Source organism: Pseudomonas sp. SDO55104_S430 (assembly GCF_054070595.1).
Genome location: NZ_JBSVXG010000028.1, coordinates 1 through 16,798, shown reverse-complemented (window position 1 = coordinate 16,798; position 16,798 = coordinate 1). Strand labels below are relative to the sequence as shown.

General features: G+C 59.7%; 14 protein-coding genes. 4 read left to right on the top strand and 10 right to left on the bottom strand.

From position 1 onward, the window contains the following. Window position 1: 1 nt before the first annotated feature. A complete protein-coding gene (locus ACW9JE_RS08005) occupies window positions 2–853 on the bottom strand; it encodes an STAS domain-containing protein (RefSeq protein WP_224538361.1) in 852 nt (283 codons plus the stop codon). Window positions 854–1,078: 225 nt separating this feature from the next. Beyond that, entirely contained in the window at window positions 1,079–1,600 is a 522-nt protein-coding gene (locus tag ACW9JE_RS08000) for a DUF4142 domain-containing protein (RefSeq protein ID WP_457432435.1), read from the bottom strand. A 208-nt stretch (window positions 1,601–1,808) separates the two neighbouring features. On the opposite strand from ACW9JE_RS08000, the gene ACW9JE_RS07995 reads away from it, so the two are divergent. Then, the gene (locus ACW9JE_RS07995) at window positions 1,809–2,042 is read left to right on the top strand and encodes a DUF465 domain-containing protein (protein WP_224538357.1); all 234 of its coding nucleotides are present in this window, start codon (window positions 1,809–1,811) and stop codon (window positions 2,040–2,042) included. Window positions 2,043–2,492: 450 nt separating this feature from the next. On the opposite strand, the gene ACW9JE_RS07990 is transcribed toward ACW9JE_RS07995, so the two are convergent. From ACW9JE_RS07990 to ACW9JE_RS07970, 5 genes are all read right to left on the bottom strand, one after another. Next, complete coding sequence (locus ACW9JE_RS07990; RefSeq protein ID WP_457432434.1) at window positions 2,493–3,581, bottom strand: SMP-30/gluconolactonase/LRE family protein; 1,089 nt, start codon at window positions 3,579–3,581, stop codon at window positions 2,493–2,495. After that, window positions 3,578–4,723, bottom strand: coding sequence for a sterol desaturase/SRPBCC family protein (locus ACW9JE_RS07985; RefSeq protein WP_457432433.1), 1,146 nt, complete (start codon window positions 4,721–4,723; stop codon window positions 3,578–3,580). Before ACW9JE_RS07985 ends, ACW9JE_RS07990 begins: the two co-directional genes overlap by 4 nt. 106 nt (window positions 4,724–4,829) lie before the next feature. Next, window positions 4,830–5,693: a LysR family transcriptional regulator gene (locus tag ACW9JE_RS07980; protein ID WP_224538350.1), complete on the bottom strand. Its 864-nt coding sequence runs from the start codon at window positions 5,691–5,693 to the stop codon at window positions 4,830–4,832. 237 nt (window positions 5,694–5,930) lie between these two features. Continuing rightward, window positions 5,931–6,245, bottom strand: a complete 315-nt coding sequence (locus tag ACW9JE_RS07975) for an SCP2 sterol-binding domain-containing protein (RefSeq protein WP_175378480.1) — start codon at window positions 6,243–6,245, stop codon at window positions 5,931–5,933. 63 nt (window positions 6,246–6,308) lie between these two features. Beyond that, window positions 6,309–7,019, bottom strand: a complete 711-nt coding sequence (locus ACW9JE_RS07970) for a histidine phosphatase family protein (protein ID WP_224538349.1) — start codon at window positions 7,017–7,019, stop codon at window positions 6,309–6,311. A 200-nt stretch (window positions 7,020–7,219) separates the two neighbouring features. Here ACW9JE_RS07970 and sohB point away from each other — a divergent pair, with 200 nt between their 5' ends. Together sohB and ACW9JE_RS07960 are read left to right on the top strand one after the other, a co-directional pair. Next, window positions 7,220–8,242 (top strand): protease SohB, encoded by a 1,023-nt coding sequence (gene sohB / locus ACW9JE_RS07965; protein WP_224538347.1) that lies wholly within the window; start codon window positions 7,220–7,222, stop codon window positions 8,240–8,242. 591 nt (window positions 8,243–8,833) lie between these two features. After that, complete coding sequence (locus ACW9JE_RS07960; RefSeq protein ID WP_457432432.1) at window positions 8,834–12,538, top strand: leucine-rich repeat domain-containing protein; 3,705 nt, start codon at window positions 8,834–8,836, stop codon at window positions 12,536–12,538. Between the two features lie 62 nt (window positions 12,539–12,600). Here ACW9JE_RS07960 and ACW9JE_RS07955 read toward each other — a convergent pair whose 3' ends face one another. Together ACW9JE_RS07955 and ACW9JE_RS07950 are read right to left on the bottom strand one after the other, a co-directional pair. Next, the gene (locus ACW9JE_RS07955; RefSeq protein WP_224538343.1) at window positions 12,601–13,095 is read right to left on the bottom strand and encodes a DUF934 domain-containing protein; all 495 of its coding nucleotides are present in this window, start codon (window positions 13,093–13,095) and stop codon (window positions 12,601–12,603) included. Beyond that, entirely contained in the window at window positions 13,079–14,737 is a 1,659-nt protein-coding gene (locus ACW9JE_RS07950; protein WP_224538341.1) for a nitrite/sulfite reductase, read from the bottom strand. Before ACW9JE_RS07950 ends, ACW9JE_RS07955 begins: the two co-directional genes overlap by 17 nt. A gap of 519 nt (window positions 14,738–15,256) precedes the next feature. On the opposite strand from ACW9JE_RS07950, the gene ACW9JE_RS07945 reads away from it, so the two are divergent. Next, the gene (locus tag ACW9JE_RS07945; protein ID WP_224538339.1) at window positions 15,257–16,342 is read left to right on the top strand and encodes an ABC transporter substrate-binding protein; all 1,086 of its coding nucleotides are present in this window, start codon (window positions 15,257–15,259) and stop codon (window positions 16,340–16,342) included. 112 nt (window positions 16,343–16,454) lie between these two features. Here the strand turns inward: ACW9JE_RS07945 and ACW9JE_RS07940 are convergent, their stop codons facing one another. Further along, window positions 16,455–16,670, bottom strand: coding sequence for a DUF2970 domain-containing protein (locus ACW9JE_RS07940; RefSeq protein WP_224538337.1), 216 nt, complete (start codon window positions 16,668–16,670; stop codon window positions 16,455–16,457). Between the last annotated feature and the right edge of the window lie 128 nt (window positions 16,671–16,798).

The window sequence follows — 16,798 nt, the reverse complement described above, 5'->3', positions numbered from 1 at the left end:
CTCAATTCGCCTTGGTCATGGTGATCCCCAACCGGGTCAAGGCCAGTTTCAGCGCATCGGCCAGGTTGGCCTTGGTCACCACGCCTTGCAGATCCAGCCCCAGGTGCACGATGGTCTGGGCGATCTGCGGACGCACGCCGCTGATAATGCAATCGGCGCCCATCAGGCGGATCGCGGTCACGGTCTTGAGCAGGTGCTGGGCCACGAGGGTGTCGACGGTCGGCACGCCGGTGATGTCGATGATGGCGATTTCCGAGCCGGTTTCGACGATGCGCTGCAACAGCGACTCCATCACCACCTGGGTGCGCTGTGAGTCCAAAGTACCGATCATCGGCAGGGCCAGCACGCCGTCCCAGAGCTTGACCACTGGGGTCGAGAGTTCCAGCAGCTCTTCCTGCTGGCGCTTGATCACTTCTTCGCGGGACTTCTGGAAAGTGCGCACGGTGTGCATTCCGAGAGTGTCGAGCAGTTCGGAAATTTCCCAGACCTGCTCCGCCAACAGCGCTGGGCTGTCCTGGTAATGATTCTGCAACAGGGCGAACAGCGGGCTTTTGAGCGAGAAGATGAAGTTGGCGGTCTGGGACGAGTCATGGCCCAGCAGTGCACGGCTGCGGGAGAGCTTTTCCAGGAACAGGCGGATGTCGTCCCAGCCGGCGGACGCGACATTCAAGCCATTGCCATCGTTGAGGCCGGAGACGATCAGTTGCAGAAAATCGGTGGTCTGTTGCTTCAGGTCCTGATCCTTGATGTTGCGCGTGGCGCCGCTGGCTTCAAGGTTTTTCGACCACTCGGCAAGCAACTGCGCCTGATTTTTCTTGATCGCTTCGATGGTGCCGGATTGCAGTGCCGCCATGTGACTTGACTCCTGAATGTGGACGCCGATTCCCCAAAAAACGATCGGCGTAAATGCAGTGACATTTCACGAATGAAATAGTTGTTTCGTTTTGCCATCATTTTTTCAATCGCTGCCTATGGACTGTAGTCGGCGGCGGGCCCGGTAGCGGTTTTTCGTTGCCAGGCGGGCACATAAACGAAAAAACCGCATCATGGATGCGGTTTTTTTTGCGCTGCGGCGAAGTTATTTGCTGGGATGCGCCGCTTGCAGTTTTTTCGCCATGTCCAAGTGCTTTTGCAGGCCTGGGAGCATTTTCTGGGCAAAGCCCTTGAGCTCGGTGGCGCCTTTGGTCTTGTCGTCGGTGACGGTGTTGGCTTCTTTGGTGAACAGCTCGATGGCTTCTTCGTGGGCCTTGACCTGGTTGTTGGCATAGGCAGCGTCGAAGGATTCGTCACGCATGTCGAGGATTTTTTCCTTGGCCTGTTTCACCAGCGTCGTGCTGTCCGGCACTTCGATGTCGTTCTTTTTCGCGATGCTGGCCAGCTCATCGTTGGCCTTGCCATGGTCGGTGATCATCATGTTCGCGAATTCCTTGATGTCGGCCGATTGGCTTTTTTCCAGTGCCAGCCGGCTCGTTTCGATCTCGGCAATTCCACCGGCGGCGGCCTTGTCGACGAAATCGTTGGAAGTCGCTGCGAAAGCCGCGCCCATGCTGGTGCTCAGGGCTACTGCGAGAACGAGGTGGCGCAGGTTAAATCCGTCCATTGGTGCTTCTCCACGCTGATGATCGATGTGATCGTTACTGTGTGGAGGCTGGTGGGCGGGCAAAGGTTTGATCACATTTGCGAAAGGGCGACGAACGGGCACCGCCAGTCGGACAGATGGTCGACAGAACCGGCCAACCAAGGCCATTCTGATAGTTGGCGAGCGCAATCAGTCGCGTTTGCTACCGATCAACAAACGGAGGTGTTCCATGCCGGTGTCCCATGACCTTTTTCAGGATCTGAGTTACTCAAAGGAAGAAATCCAGCAGAGACGCACCAAGGATCCGAAACTGGATTCTCTGATCAATAAGTATTCCCAGACAGATGCCGAGGTGGTGAAGGCCGAGCAAGCCAAATCCAGCGATGACGCGGTGACGAAGCTCAAGGCGAAACGCCTTGAGGTCAAGGACATGATCGTCAAACAACTCCAGTCGTCGTCCTGACTCGATAAGAAGATCACCGACGACCGGTGAGCGAAAGTTGGAACGGCGATTAAACCCGGCACCTCGAATGTTCAGAGTCCGACGACACGGCTCCATGCGAGGTGCCCCATGAATAAACCGAAATTCCCTTCTGAAGAACAAGGCGGGTTCGATCCTGTTCCCACTCATCCTGAGCCCAATAGTCCGGCGCATACCACGGCGTTTCCTGAGGAAGAGCCGGTTGAAGAAGATATAGAACCTGGTAGGACAAGGCAGCCTGACCAGCGGCAACCGGGCTGACGCCATCGCGGGCGAGCCCGCTCCCACAGGGTTTTGTGGGATTCATCGACCTTGTGAAACACACAATACTGTGGGAGCGGGCTTGCCCGCGATGAGGCCGGCAACTTCAACATGATGGTGACTGACCTGACGCCATCGCGGGCAGGCCCGCTCCCACATGTGGCGTGTTGTTTATTGCAGGGCAGCGCTCAACGGTAATCGCACCATGTTCCTGGCCTTCAACGACCCGAAGTACAACCAATCCCCATACTCACGCACCGTAGTGATCGGCGAGTAGTTGCCGGTGCTGGCGTCCTGCAAATTGGCGATGACCTTGCCGTCCAGATCCAGACCCAGGGCGAAGGCGCGTTTTTCCACCGGTTTTGGTAATACAGTCATCGCCCGCACCAGCATCTTGCGCACGAACGGATGCTCCGCCGTGGCATCGAGCAAGGCACTGCGCGGTGCATACAGGGCGACCCAGAAACGGTCGCGACCATTGAAGGACAGGTTGTCCGGCAAGCCAGGCAGGTTGTCGATGAACACATCCTGCGTTCCGGCCTTCGGCCCGCTCAGCCAAAAACGGGTGATGCGATAGGCGCCGGTTTCGTTGACCAGCACGAAGGCATCGTCCGGCCCCAGGGCGACACCGTTGGCGAACTCCAGCTTGTCCAGCAGCACTGCGGTCTTGCCGGTCTGGAAGTCGTAACGCAGCAAGCGTCCATCGCCGCCATGCTCGATGATTGCATCGCTGTCACTGCCATAGGCGAAACGGCTTGAGGCATCGGTGAAGTAGGCGTAGTGCCCGGGTTTGTCGATCACCACATCGTCGGTAAAACCGAAGGCCACGCCACCGGCGGCGGTGGTCAGCGGCACCAGTCGACCCTGGGCGTCCAGCGACAGCAGGCCCTTGACCGCATCGGCGATGACCAGCAGGCCGTTGGGATGGCGGGCCAGCCCCAAGGGACGGCCGCCGGTATCGGTAAGCACCTTGCGTGTCTGGCCGTCCAGGCTGGTACTCAGCACTCGACCGTCATGTAGGCCGGTGATGAGCGTATGGTCTTCGAGCAACAAGGCCTCAGGGCCCTCGATGTCGATGGCGCCGACTGGTACCACGCCCTTCAGACTCTGGTTCTCGGCATAGATGCCGCTGGAGAGGGAGGGCGCGGGCGGCGGTGTCCAGGCCACCGGCCGCACCTTGGTCGGCATCAACAGCAGGAACCCGCCAATCACCACGATCGACAGCAACAGCCAATGGCGGAACCGGATCGTTCGACTCACGCCTTGACTCCCGCCTGTGTCAGATACTTTTCCGCCATCTCCCGCAGGGCCAGCATCGACGCCGCCGACTCGCGATCGATCCGGCGCCTGAGCAGCAACAGGTTGGCCAGGCGCATTCCCGGGCCGCTGAACCGATACTCGAGGGTACGGACAAACCGCGTGCTGTCGTCCTGGGCCTCGCACTCGTAAGTGAGCACCAGCGACAGGCCATGATCGCCCTGGGCCTGGGCGACCCAGCGCCGTCCCGGCAGATACTCGTCGACCATCCAGTTCAGGTGCCCGTCACGTCCGCCGGCGCGAATGTCCTCATCGAATCGCGCGCCGGCATGCAGAGGGCCTTTTTGCCCGTTGATCTTCAGCGACGATGGATGCCACTCCGGCCAGCGGGTCACGGTGCTGGCGTAGGCGAGTACATCGATGGGGTTTCCGGCGATCTCGATCTCGTGCTGCATGCGGGTCATGGGCGTTCTCGTCAGGTACGGGTTGGCCTGTTCCGGCTCCCAGTAGAGGGTTCCAAACAGGTAATCCATCAAAGGAAAAACGATGTTGAAATTGCGTTCCTGCATCATTTCGCGACGGTGATGCAGTTCATGCAGACGACGCATCTGGCGAATCCACGGCAGACGCGTCAGCGGGTTGTGCGAGGGCAGATGCTCGCAGGCGTGAAACACCTCATAGGCCAAATAACCGAGGACCAGACAGCCTCCTGCCAGCCCGGCGACATTAGGGTCCAGCTGCTTGAGCAGCCACCAGATCGGCACGCTGACGACCAGCGTATGCAGCACGATCAGCCAGGCCGGAAACAGGATGACCCGCCAGTCGCGGGCGTTGTCGTAGGTCATGTTGCCGGGAGCGAAGAAACTGTGATGATCCCCCGCGTGCCGGGCATAGAACATCCGCGCAAAGGACTTTTTATGATGGCCCAGGTGGCGGTGCACCACGTACACGCCAAGGTTGAACAGCAGCAGGGTCAGCGGCACAGCCAGCCATTGCAGCGGTTGTACCTGGTGAACGGTACTCCAGAAGCCGGCGATGGCCACAAGGCCGAACAACAGCACGAAGGTGCCGTGCAGCCATGGGTTGTAGAGGGGATGGATGCCTTCACGGTAACGGCTGCGGAATGCTTCGGTGGTCTGCCTCACTGCAATCACCTGTCGTTTTTGTTATTCCCAGCAGATTAGTCGATCCCGACGCTTGCGAAGTTCGAACTTTGACGACACAAACGCCATCATCCGGTGTAAACCGGATTCACATCAGCGGGTCCCAGCGTTGCGACCAGTCGTCATCGGTGCGGATGACTTCGCGCAGCAGATCGAAGGCCTGTTGCAGGATGGGCGAATCGCGATCGCGGGAATAGACCAGATAGGTCGGGTAACTGAACTCCGGGGCCTTGGGCACTTGTTCCAGCGCGCCGCTTTGCAGGTAACTCTGCACGACGCGGGTGCGGAAGTAACCGCTGCCGCCGTTCTCCAGAATGTATTGCAAGCCCAGCGGGCCGAGGTTGAAACTCACCGGCGCCTTGGCCTTTTCCGGCAGGGCGGCGTCGTGTTGACGGCGGAAGTCCTGGCCCCAATCGATATAGACGTAAGGGTCGGCACGTCCGGGCAGGCGCACGAGGACCAGCTTTTCTTCCAGCACCTGCTCGACTTGCAGGCGTGGCCAGTATTCGGGTTGATAGACCAGGGCGGCGTCCAGCACTCCCAGCTCCAGTTGCCGCAGCAGGTTTTCGCCGTCGCGGATTTCCATGCGCAGGGCATGGCTGGGAATCTTCTCCCGCAGTTCGGCGGCCCAACTGAGCATCAGCGGGTTGCACAGGCTGACCTCGCCGCCGATGTGCAGTACATCGTGATAACCCTCGGGTAACGGCAGATCCCGGCGCGCGGCTTCCCAGGTTTCCACCAGCTGGTTGGCATACACCACAAAGGCTTCGCCATTGGGCGTCAGGCGGGCACCGGCGCGATTGCGCACGAACAGCGTGCTGCCCAGCTGGCTCTCGAGTTTCTGGACGCGCGCGGTGATCGCGGTCTGGGTGACGTGGAGCTTGTCGGCTGCGGCGGCAAGGCTGCCGTGACGGACGATTTCCAGGAAGGTGCGGGCGAGGTCGATGTCCATGGGCGGGCCGGATGGGGAGGTGGTGGCATTGTAAGAGCACACCTCTCCACCGGCAACGAATCCACCTGTAGGAGCTAGCTTGCTCGCGATGGAGGCATGGGCACCGCTGGGTGTCAGGCTTCCCGAGTGATCGTTGACGACCATCGCGAGCAAGCTAGCTCCTACAGGGGGATTGCGTGTGTTCAGAAACGACAAAACCCGCCACAGGGGCGGGTTTTGTGTGCTTTCGCGGCAGCGTTACGCCGGGAACAGCTCGGACAGTTTCATCGCCAGCATCATGTCGCCTTCGGCGCGCAGTTTGCCGCCCATGAAGGCCTGCATGCCGTCGGTTTCGCCGCTGACGATGCCTTGCAGGGTTTCGCCGTCCATCACCAGGGTCACCTGGGCGTCCGGGTTCTCGCCTTCCTGCAGTTCGCAAGTGCTGTCCTTGACGATCAGGGAGAAGTGCTTGGTGTCGTCGATGCGGAAACCGAAGACCAGATCCAGACCGGCAGCGGCGGATGGGTTGAACTTGGCTTTCATTGCTTGTACGGCATCTGCTACTGAGGTCATGGTTCGATCCTTTGTTGAGTAATAGAGCTGGATGGTTACAGCCAGGGTCACAATAGTCCGGACTCAGCGGAAGGTGATGAGTTCCGGGGCTTTCAACAGTTGCAGGTGCGCATGACCGTTGAAAGAAGCCAGGGCCACCTCGCGCCCCCTGAATTTCAGGTGGTTGAGCGAGGTGTTGACGATTTGCCAATTCAGCTCGAAGGCCTGTTTGGCAGGCATTTGCGTGATCAGGTGGAGCAGGGCGGTGATGGTGCCGCCGGAGGTGAACACCGCGATTTTCTGGGTGTTGTCGGCTTGCTCGAGAATTCTGTTCAGCCCGCCGCGGACACGTTCGACGAAGCCCAGCCAGCTTTCCAGCCCGGGGGTGTCGTAGGTCCCGGCTAGCCAGCGTTCGATGATCAGGGCGAAGATGCGCTGGAACTCGGCGCGGTTTTGCGCAGCGTTGCGCAGGATGTCCAGGGCATGGGGTTCTTCGGGCAGCATCGCCGGCAGCAAAGCGCGGATCACCGCGTCGGCGTCGAATTCATTGAAGGCGGAGTCGGTTTCCAGGATCGGCACCGGCAGGCCCACGGCAGCGAATTGCTCCAGGGCACTGTTGGCGGTGTGTTGCTGGCGACGCAGGTCGCCTGCCAGGCAGCGGTCGAAGCTGATATCGAGTGCAGCCAGATGCTGGCCGAGGATTTCTGCCTGGCGAATACCGATCGGCGAGAGGACGTCGTAGTCGTCTGCACCGAAGGAGGCCTGGCCATGTCGAATCAAATAGATGCTGCCCACGTCCGCGTCGTCCCGGTACGTTGAAGGTTTGGCGAGGTTATGAGGATGACGGTGAGCTGTCAATGAAAAAACATACGCTTGTTTGAAATGCCCGTTACAGGCCTGTTGCCAGAGGTTTCACGGCTGGCCGCAACGGCGGCGCATGGGTATGCTGGAGGTGTCCCGCGCGCTACATGCCGCGCACCGCTTGAGGAGTCCCTGTGGATTTTTTGTCCGAATACGCTGTTTTTCTGGCCAAGACCGTCACCCTGGTGATCGCCATTCTGGTGGTCCTGGCCAGCTTTGCGGCCTTGCGCAGCAAAGGTCGACGCAAGACCGCCGGCCAGTTGCAGGTCAGCAAGCTCAATGATTTCTACAAAGGGCTGCGCGAACGCCTGGAGCAGACTCTGCTCGACAAGGATCAGCTCAAGGCCCTGCGCAAGTCCCAGGTCAAGACCGAGAAGAAGCAGAAGAAAAAGCCCGAGGCCAAGCCGCGGGTGTTTGTGCTGGATTTCAACGGTGATATCAAGGCTTCGGCCACTGAAAGCCTGCGCCACGAAATCACCGCATTGCTGACGTTGGCCACGCCCAAGGACGAAGTGGTCCTGCGCCTGGAAAGCGGCGGCGGCATGGTCCACAGCTATGGCCTTGCGTCTTCGCAGCTGGCGCGTATCCGTGAAGCCGGCGTGCCGTTGACCGTGTGCATCGACAAGGTCGCGGCCAGCGGCGGCTACATGATGGCGTGCATTGGCGAGAAGATTATCAGCGCGCCGTTCGCCATCCTCGGCTCTATTGGTGTCGTTGCGCAGTTGCCCAACGTCAACCGCTTGCTGAAGAAACACGACATCGATTTCGAAGTGCTGACTGCCGGTGAGTACAAGCGCACGTTGACCGTGTTTGGCGAAAACACCGAGAAGGGCCGGGAGAAGTTCCAGGAAGACCTGGATATCACCCATCAACTGTTCAAGAACTTCGTTTCCCGCTACCGCCCGCAATTGGCCATCGACGAAGTGGCCACCGGCGAAATCTGGCTGGGCGTTGCTGCGTTGGACAAGCAGTTGGTGGACGAACTCAAGACCAGCGACGAATACCTGGCCGAACGCGCCAAGCAATCGGAGCTTTATCACCTGCACTACGCCGAACGCAAAAGCCTGCCGGAGCGCATCGGCATGGCGGCCAGCGGCTCGGTGGATCGGGTGTTGCTGAGCTGGTGGAGTCGTCTGACCCAGCAGCGTTTCTGGTAAGCCATGTAGTCAATCCATGTGGGAGCGGGCTTGCTCGCGAAGGCAGTGTGTCAGTCGCCATTGATGTTGGCTGAGCTGACGCCTTCGCGGGCAAGCCACGCTCCCACAGGTTTTTGTGTCGTATCCAAAATTTGTGGTCGACCGGGACACCTGTGGGAGCGGGCTTGCTCGCGAAGGCAGCGTGTCAGTCGCCGTTGAAGGCGGCTGAACTGACGCCTTCGCGGGCAAGCCACGCTCCCACAGGTTTTTGTGTTGTATGCATAATTTGTGGTCGACCGGGACACCTGTGGGAGCGGGCTTGCCCGCGAAGGCAGTGTGTCAGGCACCATAGAAGTTAGCTGAACTGACGCCATCGCGAGCAGGCTCGCTCCCACGGATTTGTGCGGTATCTATCTGTTTTAACCTCTCTCAATCCTGTCGTTTCTCCGCCCATTTCCATCGGGCATTTACGCTTTTTCCATGAAAATTTCGATCTTAAGCTGAGGCTTCCTTTCAGTTTCAAGGTCGTTAAACATGGATGTAAAAACGAGTGATACAACGCCTTCTCGCCAAGGCGTTTTTTTTGAGCTCCACGCGGTCGTCGATGCCGCGTTGCCAAAGAGTCCTGCCCAACTGGCAGAGCAGATGATCCGGGAGAAGTGGGGCGTCGCCATCGATCCGCAGACCGCGCAACTGGTCACGTTGCACTACGACTATTGGCTGCGACCCGAGCCTGACGGCAGCCATAAGGGGCGGGTGGCGAGCTCGCGGTCTCTGGTGCAGGCCCTGTTATCCGACTACCAGACCGTGGGCGACGGGCGCTTCGGCGAAACGGCTTTCGGGCTGTACACGCCGCCTGATGTCGGCCCCGCCGTGCACCTCATGGAAGGGCCGGAACCCACGGATGATCACCGAACCTATGAAGGCATTTATCGCCAGGCCGTACCGCAAACCTATGGACCGCAGACGCAGATCAAATTGCGGCCAGCCGATTTCAAACAATGGGTCTGGACATTGTTTTTCGACGAGGTCTATCAGGCCTATGTCGACAAATCCTGGCCGTCGGACGAGGTCGTACTCGCAGCAGACGCTTATCCCCTGAGAACCTCGACCAAGGCCGCCTTCGTGATGACGGCCTGGCTGCAATTTCATGAGCTCTGCCTGTCACGAAAAGGCCTCGCGCTAGCTATGCAGGCGGCGGGGCTGGCGTCTGATCAGCGTTGGGATCAGCTGACGATGGCGCAGTTGCAGGCACCGACGCGGCTGTCCCCGGAAATCGAGGCCAGCCGCCTGGAAATCTACCGCTATACCGCCACGGATATCTGGTGCTTTCAAGACCACAACTCTGGCCGGATGCTGATGTACATCCCGGGAAACTCCTCCCCGCTGCACGAGTTCGACGACGCAGAAAAGTTACGTCAGTGGATTGCCGGGCAGGGCAGATCCACCGAAACCCGGCAGGCGCTGGCGTCGCACTTCGCCGAGGAAGATCGCCACGATGGCACCTTCCATGCCGGTGTCCACACCGCGCTGGAAGGCATGGCGCAATACCCGGATCAGCACCGGTTAAGCCGTGAGGCGGGATTCTTCAACAACGATGGCTATTGGAACCCTGCCGAATACATCGGTTTCGACCTGGCTCACGCGCAGACCGATCCCTTCGCGCAACTGGTGTTGACCATGAAGCAAACCGCCCAGGCCAGCGTCAAAACCATTCGCAACGACGCGCAGGTCAATCGCGACAACTTGAGCGCGGCGATTGAACCCGTCGTCCAGTGGATCAACCGCTTCGGCCCACTGGCGCTGTTCGTTCCGGGAGGAGAGGGCGTACTGGCGCTGGCGGGGCTGATCGACGCCGGTTATGGCCTGGAGCAGGCGATTGACGGTGAGACGGCCGACCAGCGCTCGCAAGGCGCGGTGCGCACCGTATTCGGTCTGCTCAATGCCTTGCCGTTGGTTGCCGAAGCGGCTTCCATCGGTCGTGATGGAGCAGAGGCGGGGGAGTTGATAACCGCCCCGGTAGCGGACACAAAGCCGGGCTTGCCACCACTGTCTCGAATCGACCTGCTGCGTGGCGTTGGCGCTCCGGCGGGCACCTTCAGTGATGAGGTTCTGGCACAGATCGGCACCGTCAGCGCCGTCGATGACGACATGCTGCGCCTCATACAGGCGGGACGCGCGCCGACGCCGTTGCTGGCAGACACCATCGAGCGCTTTCGCATCGATCAGGAAGCCGCAAATCTTGGCGAATCGCCCGCCGATCTGTTCAACAGCCAATATCAGGCACTGCAGCACACCGAACACGCGTGGGTGCGAATGTTTCAGCGCCAGTATCCCGACCTGCCCACGTCCGTCGTGGAACAAATGCTCGACCGCCACGGCATCGACTTCACCGCACCACCAGAGGCTGCACAGGCCCGTCAGCTGTTCAAACAGCTGGACGCCAAGGCTCGCCAGTACCAACAACATCTACGCCTCAATCGCGCTTACGAAGGGCTGTATCTGCGTTCGGTCATCAACAGGGACTCGGACACCCTGGCCCTGCACTCACTAGAGAATCTGCCCGGATGGCCCACCCACGTGCGATTCGAGGTACTCGACGGCACTCAAGGAGAACGGCTTCTGGATCGCATCGGCCCGCTCGACACGCCCGATTGCCGGCGCCTGATCAAGACCCACAACCTCTATCGCCCCTACAGCTTTTCCAGTCAGGCCGGCAGCCATTTTTACGACGCCATCGCCGGGGTACTCTCCGAAGACGAACGTTCAGCGTTGCACCTGCCGTCCAAAGATCCCGGCAGTGAACTGCGATTCAAGACCGGCAAGCACCCGCTACCCCGCCCAGAACTGGCCTTGGGCCTCGGCCGAATGGACTCGGGTCTGTCCTTCGAAGCCCACGGCTTGCGAGGTGGCGGCTTCCCGCAAACCCCGCAAGGCCCGGCGCTGACCCACGCGACAATGAAAATCCAGGTCAGGGAAATCTATCCCGACTTCTCCAGCGACGAGGCCGATGCGCTGCTGCAACAGCTAGGGGACGGCGCTCAGGCGTACCTCAACAGTGCAAGGCAACGGCTGTTTCAGCTGTACGTGGATCTGGATGCCTGGGTCGATCAGGTGGCCACGGACATCGACGACATGGACATTCAGCTTCTGCACATGGGCGATCCCGGAGCGCAAGGCTTCACCGAGGCGCAACTGCGGCAATGGAATGCCCAGCGCGTCCAGGAAACCATGGACTATGAGCGTGAAACCCGACATGAACTGCGCGATGAGTTGATCGCCATCATGCAAAAGCGCGTCCCGCAGCAGCGCAATCACTTCTCCGGCGATGCGGTGGTCGGTTACACCATCGATCTGAGCAACGATGAATTTCATCGCCTGCCGGTGATGCACGCCAGGTTGAATGGTGTGGTTGGCATGAACGTGCAGAACTTCCATCTGTTTGAACGGGAAACCTTGAACCCCTTCCTGGAAAGTTTCCCGAACCTGCGCACCCTGAATCTGGAAGGCACCGATCTGCGAATACTTGATGCGCAGGGTGAGTTTCAAAGTGCGTTGCCATCTACGATTCCCCGGTTACAGCATCTCGTTTCGCTGAATCTGCGCGCGACCCGGCTGACCTTTCGCGAAGACACGGCGGCGCAATTCACTCAGCTGGTTAATCTGCAAACGCTGGATCTGAGCGAGAACCCGCTGCTTGTTCCGCCGGTGGTATTGGGCATGGACCAGTTGAAAGTTCTGAAGCTGAACGATACTGATATCGCCAAGTGTCCGGTGGGGATCCGCGAACAGCCCTCCATGACCACTCTGGATTTGAGAAATAACCGGATCCGCCGAGTGCCGCAGGCGATCCTCAACCAGGCCGTCACTCGGGATCGCGTATTGCTATGGAACAATCCCCTGACCGACGAAGACACTCTGCAGCAACTGGTCTGGCACCGGGAGCAAACCGGCATCAACCTGTGGCTGAGTACGCCGCGCGAGAACTACGCGGACCCGCAAGCCTGGTTGAACGGAATCGAGACTGGCCAGCGCAACGACCGGTTGCAGATCTGGCACCGGCTGGCGCTCAAGCCCCGTGGCGGGCGGTTTCTGGGGGCGATGAACACTCTTACCCTGACCGCGGACTTTCAGGTCAATTACCTGGATCTTCAGGCACGGGTCTGGCGATTGCTGGCGCGGGCGGATGCGTCGCAGGAACTGTGGGAGTGGTTGAATCAGCGTGCCTCAGTGCCGGGGGGCAATTTCGACAACCCTTATGCCGTGTTCGCGGCACTTGAGGATCGGGCGAGGCTATTTAACGAGCAGGCAGGGTAGGCGTTTTCAGTCACCCTGGAAAAAAAGCCCTGATTCCATATGGGATCAGGGCTTTTGTTTTTTCAGCGACGACGGAACAGCGGCAGCGGTTCGTCGGTGGCGGCCTGATAGGTCACCGAGAAGTCCTTGAGACCTTCCAGGGCTTCGTACGGGTCTTTATCGGGACGGATGGCGAAGGCATCGAAACCGCAGCGGTGCATGTAGAACAGCTGGTCGCGCAGCACGTCGCCAATCGCCCGCAGTTCGCCCTTGAAACCATAGCGGTCACGCAGCAGGCGAGCGTTGGAGTAGTTACGACCGTCGGTGAACGCCGGGAAGTTCAGGGCGATGACCTGGAACTTGTTGGCGTCGTCACCGATTTCTTCGGCTTCTTCATCGGCGTCCAGCCAGACGCCCAGGCCGCCGTCGCGGGCCTGGAGCATGCGGGCGTGTTCGCGCCACAGCTGCAACGGCACGATGTAGTCGTCACAGTTGGTGATCTCGTCGATGTTGAAATCCTTGGGCAGCAGGTGCCAGGTTTCGTCGACGACTTCTTGGTTCTTAATTATTCGCTGCATAGACGCGCTCCTTGAAGAGGTCGATACCGATGCGCTGGTAGGTATCGATGAAACGTTCGTCCTCGGTACGTTGTTCGACGTACACGTCGATCAGCTTCGAGATCACGTCCGGCATGGCTTCCTGGGCGAATGAAGGGCCGAGGATCTTGCCCAGGCTGGCGTCGCGACTGGCGCTGCCACCCAGGGACACCTGGTAGAACTCTTCGCCTTTCTTGTCCACGCCCAGGATGCCGATGTGGCCGACGTGGTGGTGACCGCAGGCGTTCATGCAACCGGAGATGTTCAGGTCCAATTCACCGATGTCGAACAGGTAGTCCAAGTCGTCGAAGCGACGCTGGATCGATTCGGCGATCGGGATCGACTTGGCGTTGGCCAGGGAGCAGAAATCACCGCCAGGGCAGCAGATGATGTCGGTCAGCAGGCCGATGTTCGGCGTGGCGAAGCCTTTCTCGCGCAACTCGCCCCACAGGGTGAACAGCTTGTCCTGCTCGACGTCGGCCAGGATGATGTTCTGCTCGTGGGAAGTGCGCAGTTGACCGTAGCTGTAGCGGTCGGCCAGATCGGCAACGGCGTCGAGCTGCTTGTCGGTGATGTCGCCCGGCGCAACGCCGGTCGGCTTCAGGGACAGGGTCACGGCCACATAACCCGGCTTCTTGTGCGCCAGGGTGTTGCGGCTGCGCCAGCGGGCGAAGCCCGGGTGTTCCTTGTCGAGATCGGCCAGGGCGGCGGTCTGGTTGTCCAGAGCCTTGTAGTCCGGATCGACGAAGTGTTTGGCGACGCGGTGCACTTCGGCTTCGGTCAGCGTGGTCTGGCCACCGCGCAGGTGTTCCATTTCCGCATCGACCTTCTGCGCGAAGACTTCAGGGGTCAGCGCCTTGACCAGGATCTTGATCCGGGCCTTGTACTTGTTGTCGCGACGGCCATAGCGGTTGTAGACACGCAGGATGGCATCGAGGTAGCTCAACAGGTCTTGCCACGGCAGGAATTCATTGATGAATGCACCCACCACTGGCGTACGGCCCAGGCCGCCACCGACCAGCACGCGGAAGCCCAACTCGCCCGCGGCGTTGTGCACCGGCTCCAGGCCAATGTCGTGGACTTCAATGGCAGCGCGGTCGGAGGTCGAACCGTTGACGGCGATCTTGAATTTGCGCGGCAGGTAAGCGAATTCAGGGTGGAAAGTGGTCCACTGACGGACGATTTCGCACCATGGGCGCGGGTCGATCAGCTCGTCGGCGGCGACACCGGCGAACTGGTCGGTGGTGACGTTGCGCAGGCAGTTGCCGCTGGTCTGGATCGCGTGCATCTGCACGGTGGCCAGCTCTGCCAGGATGTCCGGGATATCTTCCACCGCCGGCCAGTTGAACTGCACGTTCTGCCGGGTACTGATGTGGGCATAGCCCTTGTCGAAGTCACGGGCGATTTTGGCCATCATCCGCATCTGGCGCGAAGTCAATTGGCCGTAAGGCACCGCAACACGCAGCATCGGCGCGAAGCGCTGGATGTAAAGCCCGTTCTGCAGGCGCAGGGGGCGGAATTCTTCTTCGCTCAGCTCGCCTGCCAGATAGCGTCGGGTCTGATCACGGAACTGCTTGACGCGGTCCTCGATGATCCGCTGATCGTACTCGTCGTATACGTACATATAAGTCCTGTTCTCAGGCTGGTTCGCTCGGATACAGCTGCGTTTTTGTGCTTGCCGTAGTCCAAGAGCCTCTGCAATTCTGCGCGCACGGCCGCGCACTCCCTTCGGAGCCGGGGCAAGATACCAGTTTGCAGTTATGCGCAAAAGTGATGTTTCAATATATGTAAAGAACCAAATCGCCTAACGAGAATAGTTGTCAGGTAACCCACATTTGTCGTGCGGGCAATCATCGTCTTAACTCTGGTCGAGTCTTTATGCAATCACCGATAAAACCGACAAGAGGCGATGCAATGAGCAACCCAACCAAAGCAAGGAAAAGCGACAGCACGGTCGATGCTTGGGCGATTCTGTTCCTGATCATTCTGGTGGTCGGCACAGCGATTTTCTGGGTGAGTCATCAATAAACGACCCGCCCGGGCCCTGTTCCGACGATTGTCGGACAAAAACTGCAACAAACGCCGTTTTGCGGGTGTTCGCTGGCTATAATGCGCGGCGAATTTCCGGGGGCTCGGGCGATAAATGTTGAAGTTTCTGTGTGGCGTGCTGCTGGCGCTGGCCACGGTCCTGGGACCTTGCGCGCAGGCTGCATCGGTGCTGTTCCTCAATCCGGGCAACACCAGGGAAGTGTTCTGGATCAGTTATTCGCAATTCATGCAGGCGGCCGCCAAAGACCTGGGCATGGATCTGCACATAGAATATTGCGATCGCGACCCTGATCTCATGGTCAGCAAGGCCCGCGAAGTGCTGCTGGGGTCCAAGCGTCCGGACTATCTGGTCTTCGTCAACGAACAATACATCGCCCCGGAAATCCTGCGCCTGGCCAAGGGCAGCGGGGTGAAGCTGTTCATCGTCAACAACGCCCTGACCCAGGACCAGATGCGGCTGCTGGGCACCCGGCCCGATAAATACCCCGACTGGATCGGCAGCCTGGTGCCCAACGACGAGGAGGGCGGCTACCTGATGCTCAAGGAGCTGATCCGCCTGCGGGGGCCGGTGCCTGCGGGTGAATACATCGATCTGCTGGCTTTCTCCGGACTGAAAATCACCCCGTCGGCGCAGTTGCGCGAAAAGGGCATGCGCCGGGCGCTGGCCGAGCATCCCGAGGTGCGCTTGCGTCAGTTGGTCTATGGCGGCTGGACTCATGAGCGGGCTTACGAGCAGGCCAAGCTGTTGTTCAAGCGTTATCCGCAGACCGCGCTGGTCTGGTCGGCCAATGACGAGATGGGTTTTGGCGTGATGCGCGCTTTTGAGGAGTCAGGCGGCAAACCCGGCAAGGATGCGCTGTTCGGCACCATCAACAATTCGCCCGCAGCGTTGCATGCGTTGCTGGATAACCGGTTGAGCGTATTGCTGGGCGGGCACTTCAGTCTGGGTGGCTGGGCGCTGGTGCAATTGCACGATTATGACGAAGGGGTCGACGTCAGCCAGTACGGCGGTCGCGATCGGCAGATTCCGTTGTTGCAGTTGATTGACCGAGCACAGGCGAAGCGACTGTTGGCGATGGGGACTGCTCCGGATTTCGGTGTGGATTTTCACAAGCTTTCGGCCAAGGGGCGGCCGACGTCGTATCGCTATCCGTTCAGCCTGCAGACCCTGATGCACTGACACCACATCTGTAGGAGCGAGGCTTGCCCGCGAAGAGGCCGGCACATCCAGCATCAATGTCGCCTGACCTACCGCTTTCGCGGGCAAGCCTCGCTCCCACAGAGGAATACGATCAGAGGGCCAGCATCAGCACCAGCTTGACGATGCCGAACAAGGTCAGGGCGAACACTGCCGTGAACAGGATTCCCAGCGTGATGAAATGGCTGGGTTTGCCGTGGGTGAAGTCTCGGGCGCGATTCTTTCCGCTCTGCACCCCGAACGCTGCGGCCATGACGCTGTGCAGCATCTGCCAGAAGGTCGGCGGCTTGTTGTCGACTGGATCGTCCATAAACCCCTCGTCACGGATGTGTGAGAGATAAGCATAGACAATTCAAGGCATGCACGAACCCCATGTGGGAGCGGGCTTGCTCGCGAATGCGTGGGTACAGTCAACGATGATGTTGACTGACACTGCGC

What these genes read in the sequence shown, in the direction of transcription:
- ACW9JE_RS08005 (WP_224538361.1), bottom strand. Translation starts at nt 853, where the DNA reads ATGGCGGCACTGCAATCCGGCACCATCGAAGCGATCAAGAAAAATCAG.
- ACW9JE_RS08000 (WP_457432435.1), bottom strand. Translation starts at nt 1,600, where the DNA reads ATGGACGGATTTAACCTGCGCCACCTCGTTCTCGCAGTAGCCCTGAGC.
- ACW9JE_RS07995 (WP_224538357.1), top strand. Translation starts at nt 1,809, where the DNA reads ATGCCGGTGTCCCATGACCTTTTTCAGGATCTGAGTTACTCAAAGGAA.
- ACW9JE_RS07980 (WP_224538350.1), bottom strand. Translation starts at nt 5,693, where the DNA reads ATGGACATCGACCTCGCCCGCACCTTCCTGGAAATCGTCCGTCACGGC.
- ACW9JE_RS07975 (WP_175378480.1), bottom strand. Translation starts at nt 6,245, where the DNA reads ATGACCTCAGTAGCAGATGCCGTACAAGCAATGAAAGCCAAGTTCAAC.
- ACW9JE_RS07955 (WP_224538343.1), bottom strand. Translation starts at nt 13,095, where the DNA reads ATGCAGCGAATAATTAAGAACCAAGAAGTCGTCGACGAAACCTGGCAC.
- ACW9JE_RS07950 (WP_224538341.1), bottom strand. Translation starts at nt 14,737, where the DNA reads ATGTACGTATACGACGAGTACGATCAGCGGATCATCGAGGACCGCGTC.
- ACW9JE_RS07945 (WP_224538339.1), top strand. Translation starts at nt 15,257, where the DNA reads ATGTTGAAGTTTCTGTGTGGCGTGCTGCTGGCGCTGGCCACGGTCCTG.
- ACW9JE_RS07940 (WP_224538337.1), bottom strand. Translation starts at nt 16,670, where the DNA reads ATGGACGATCCAGTCGACAACAAGCCGCCGACCTTCTGGCAGATGCTG.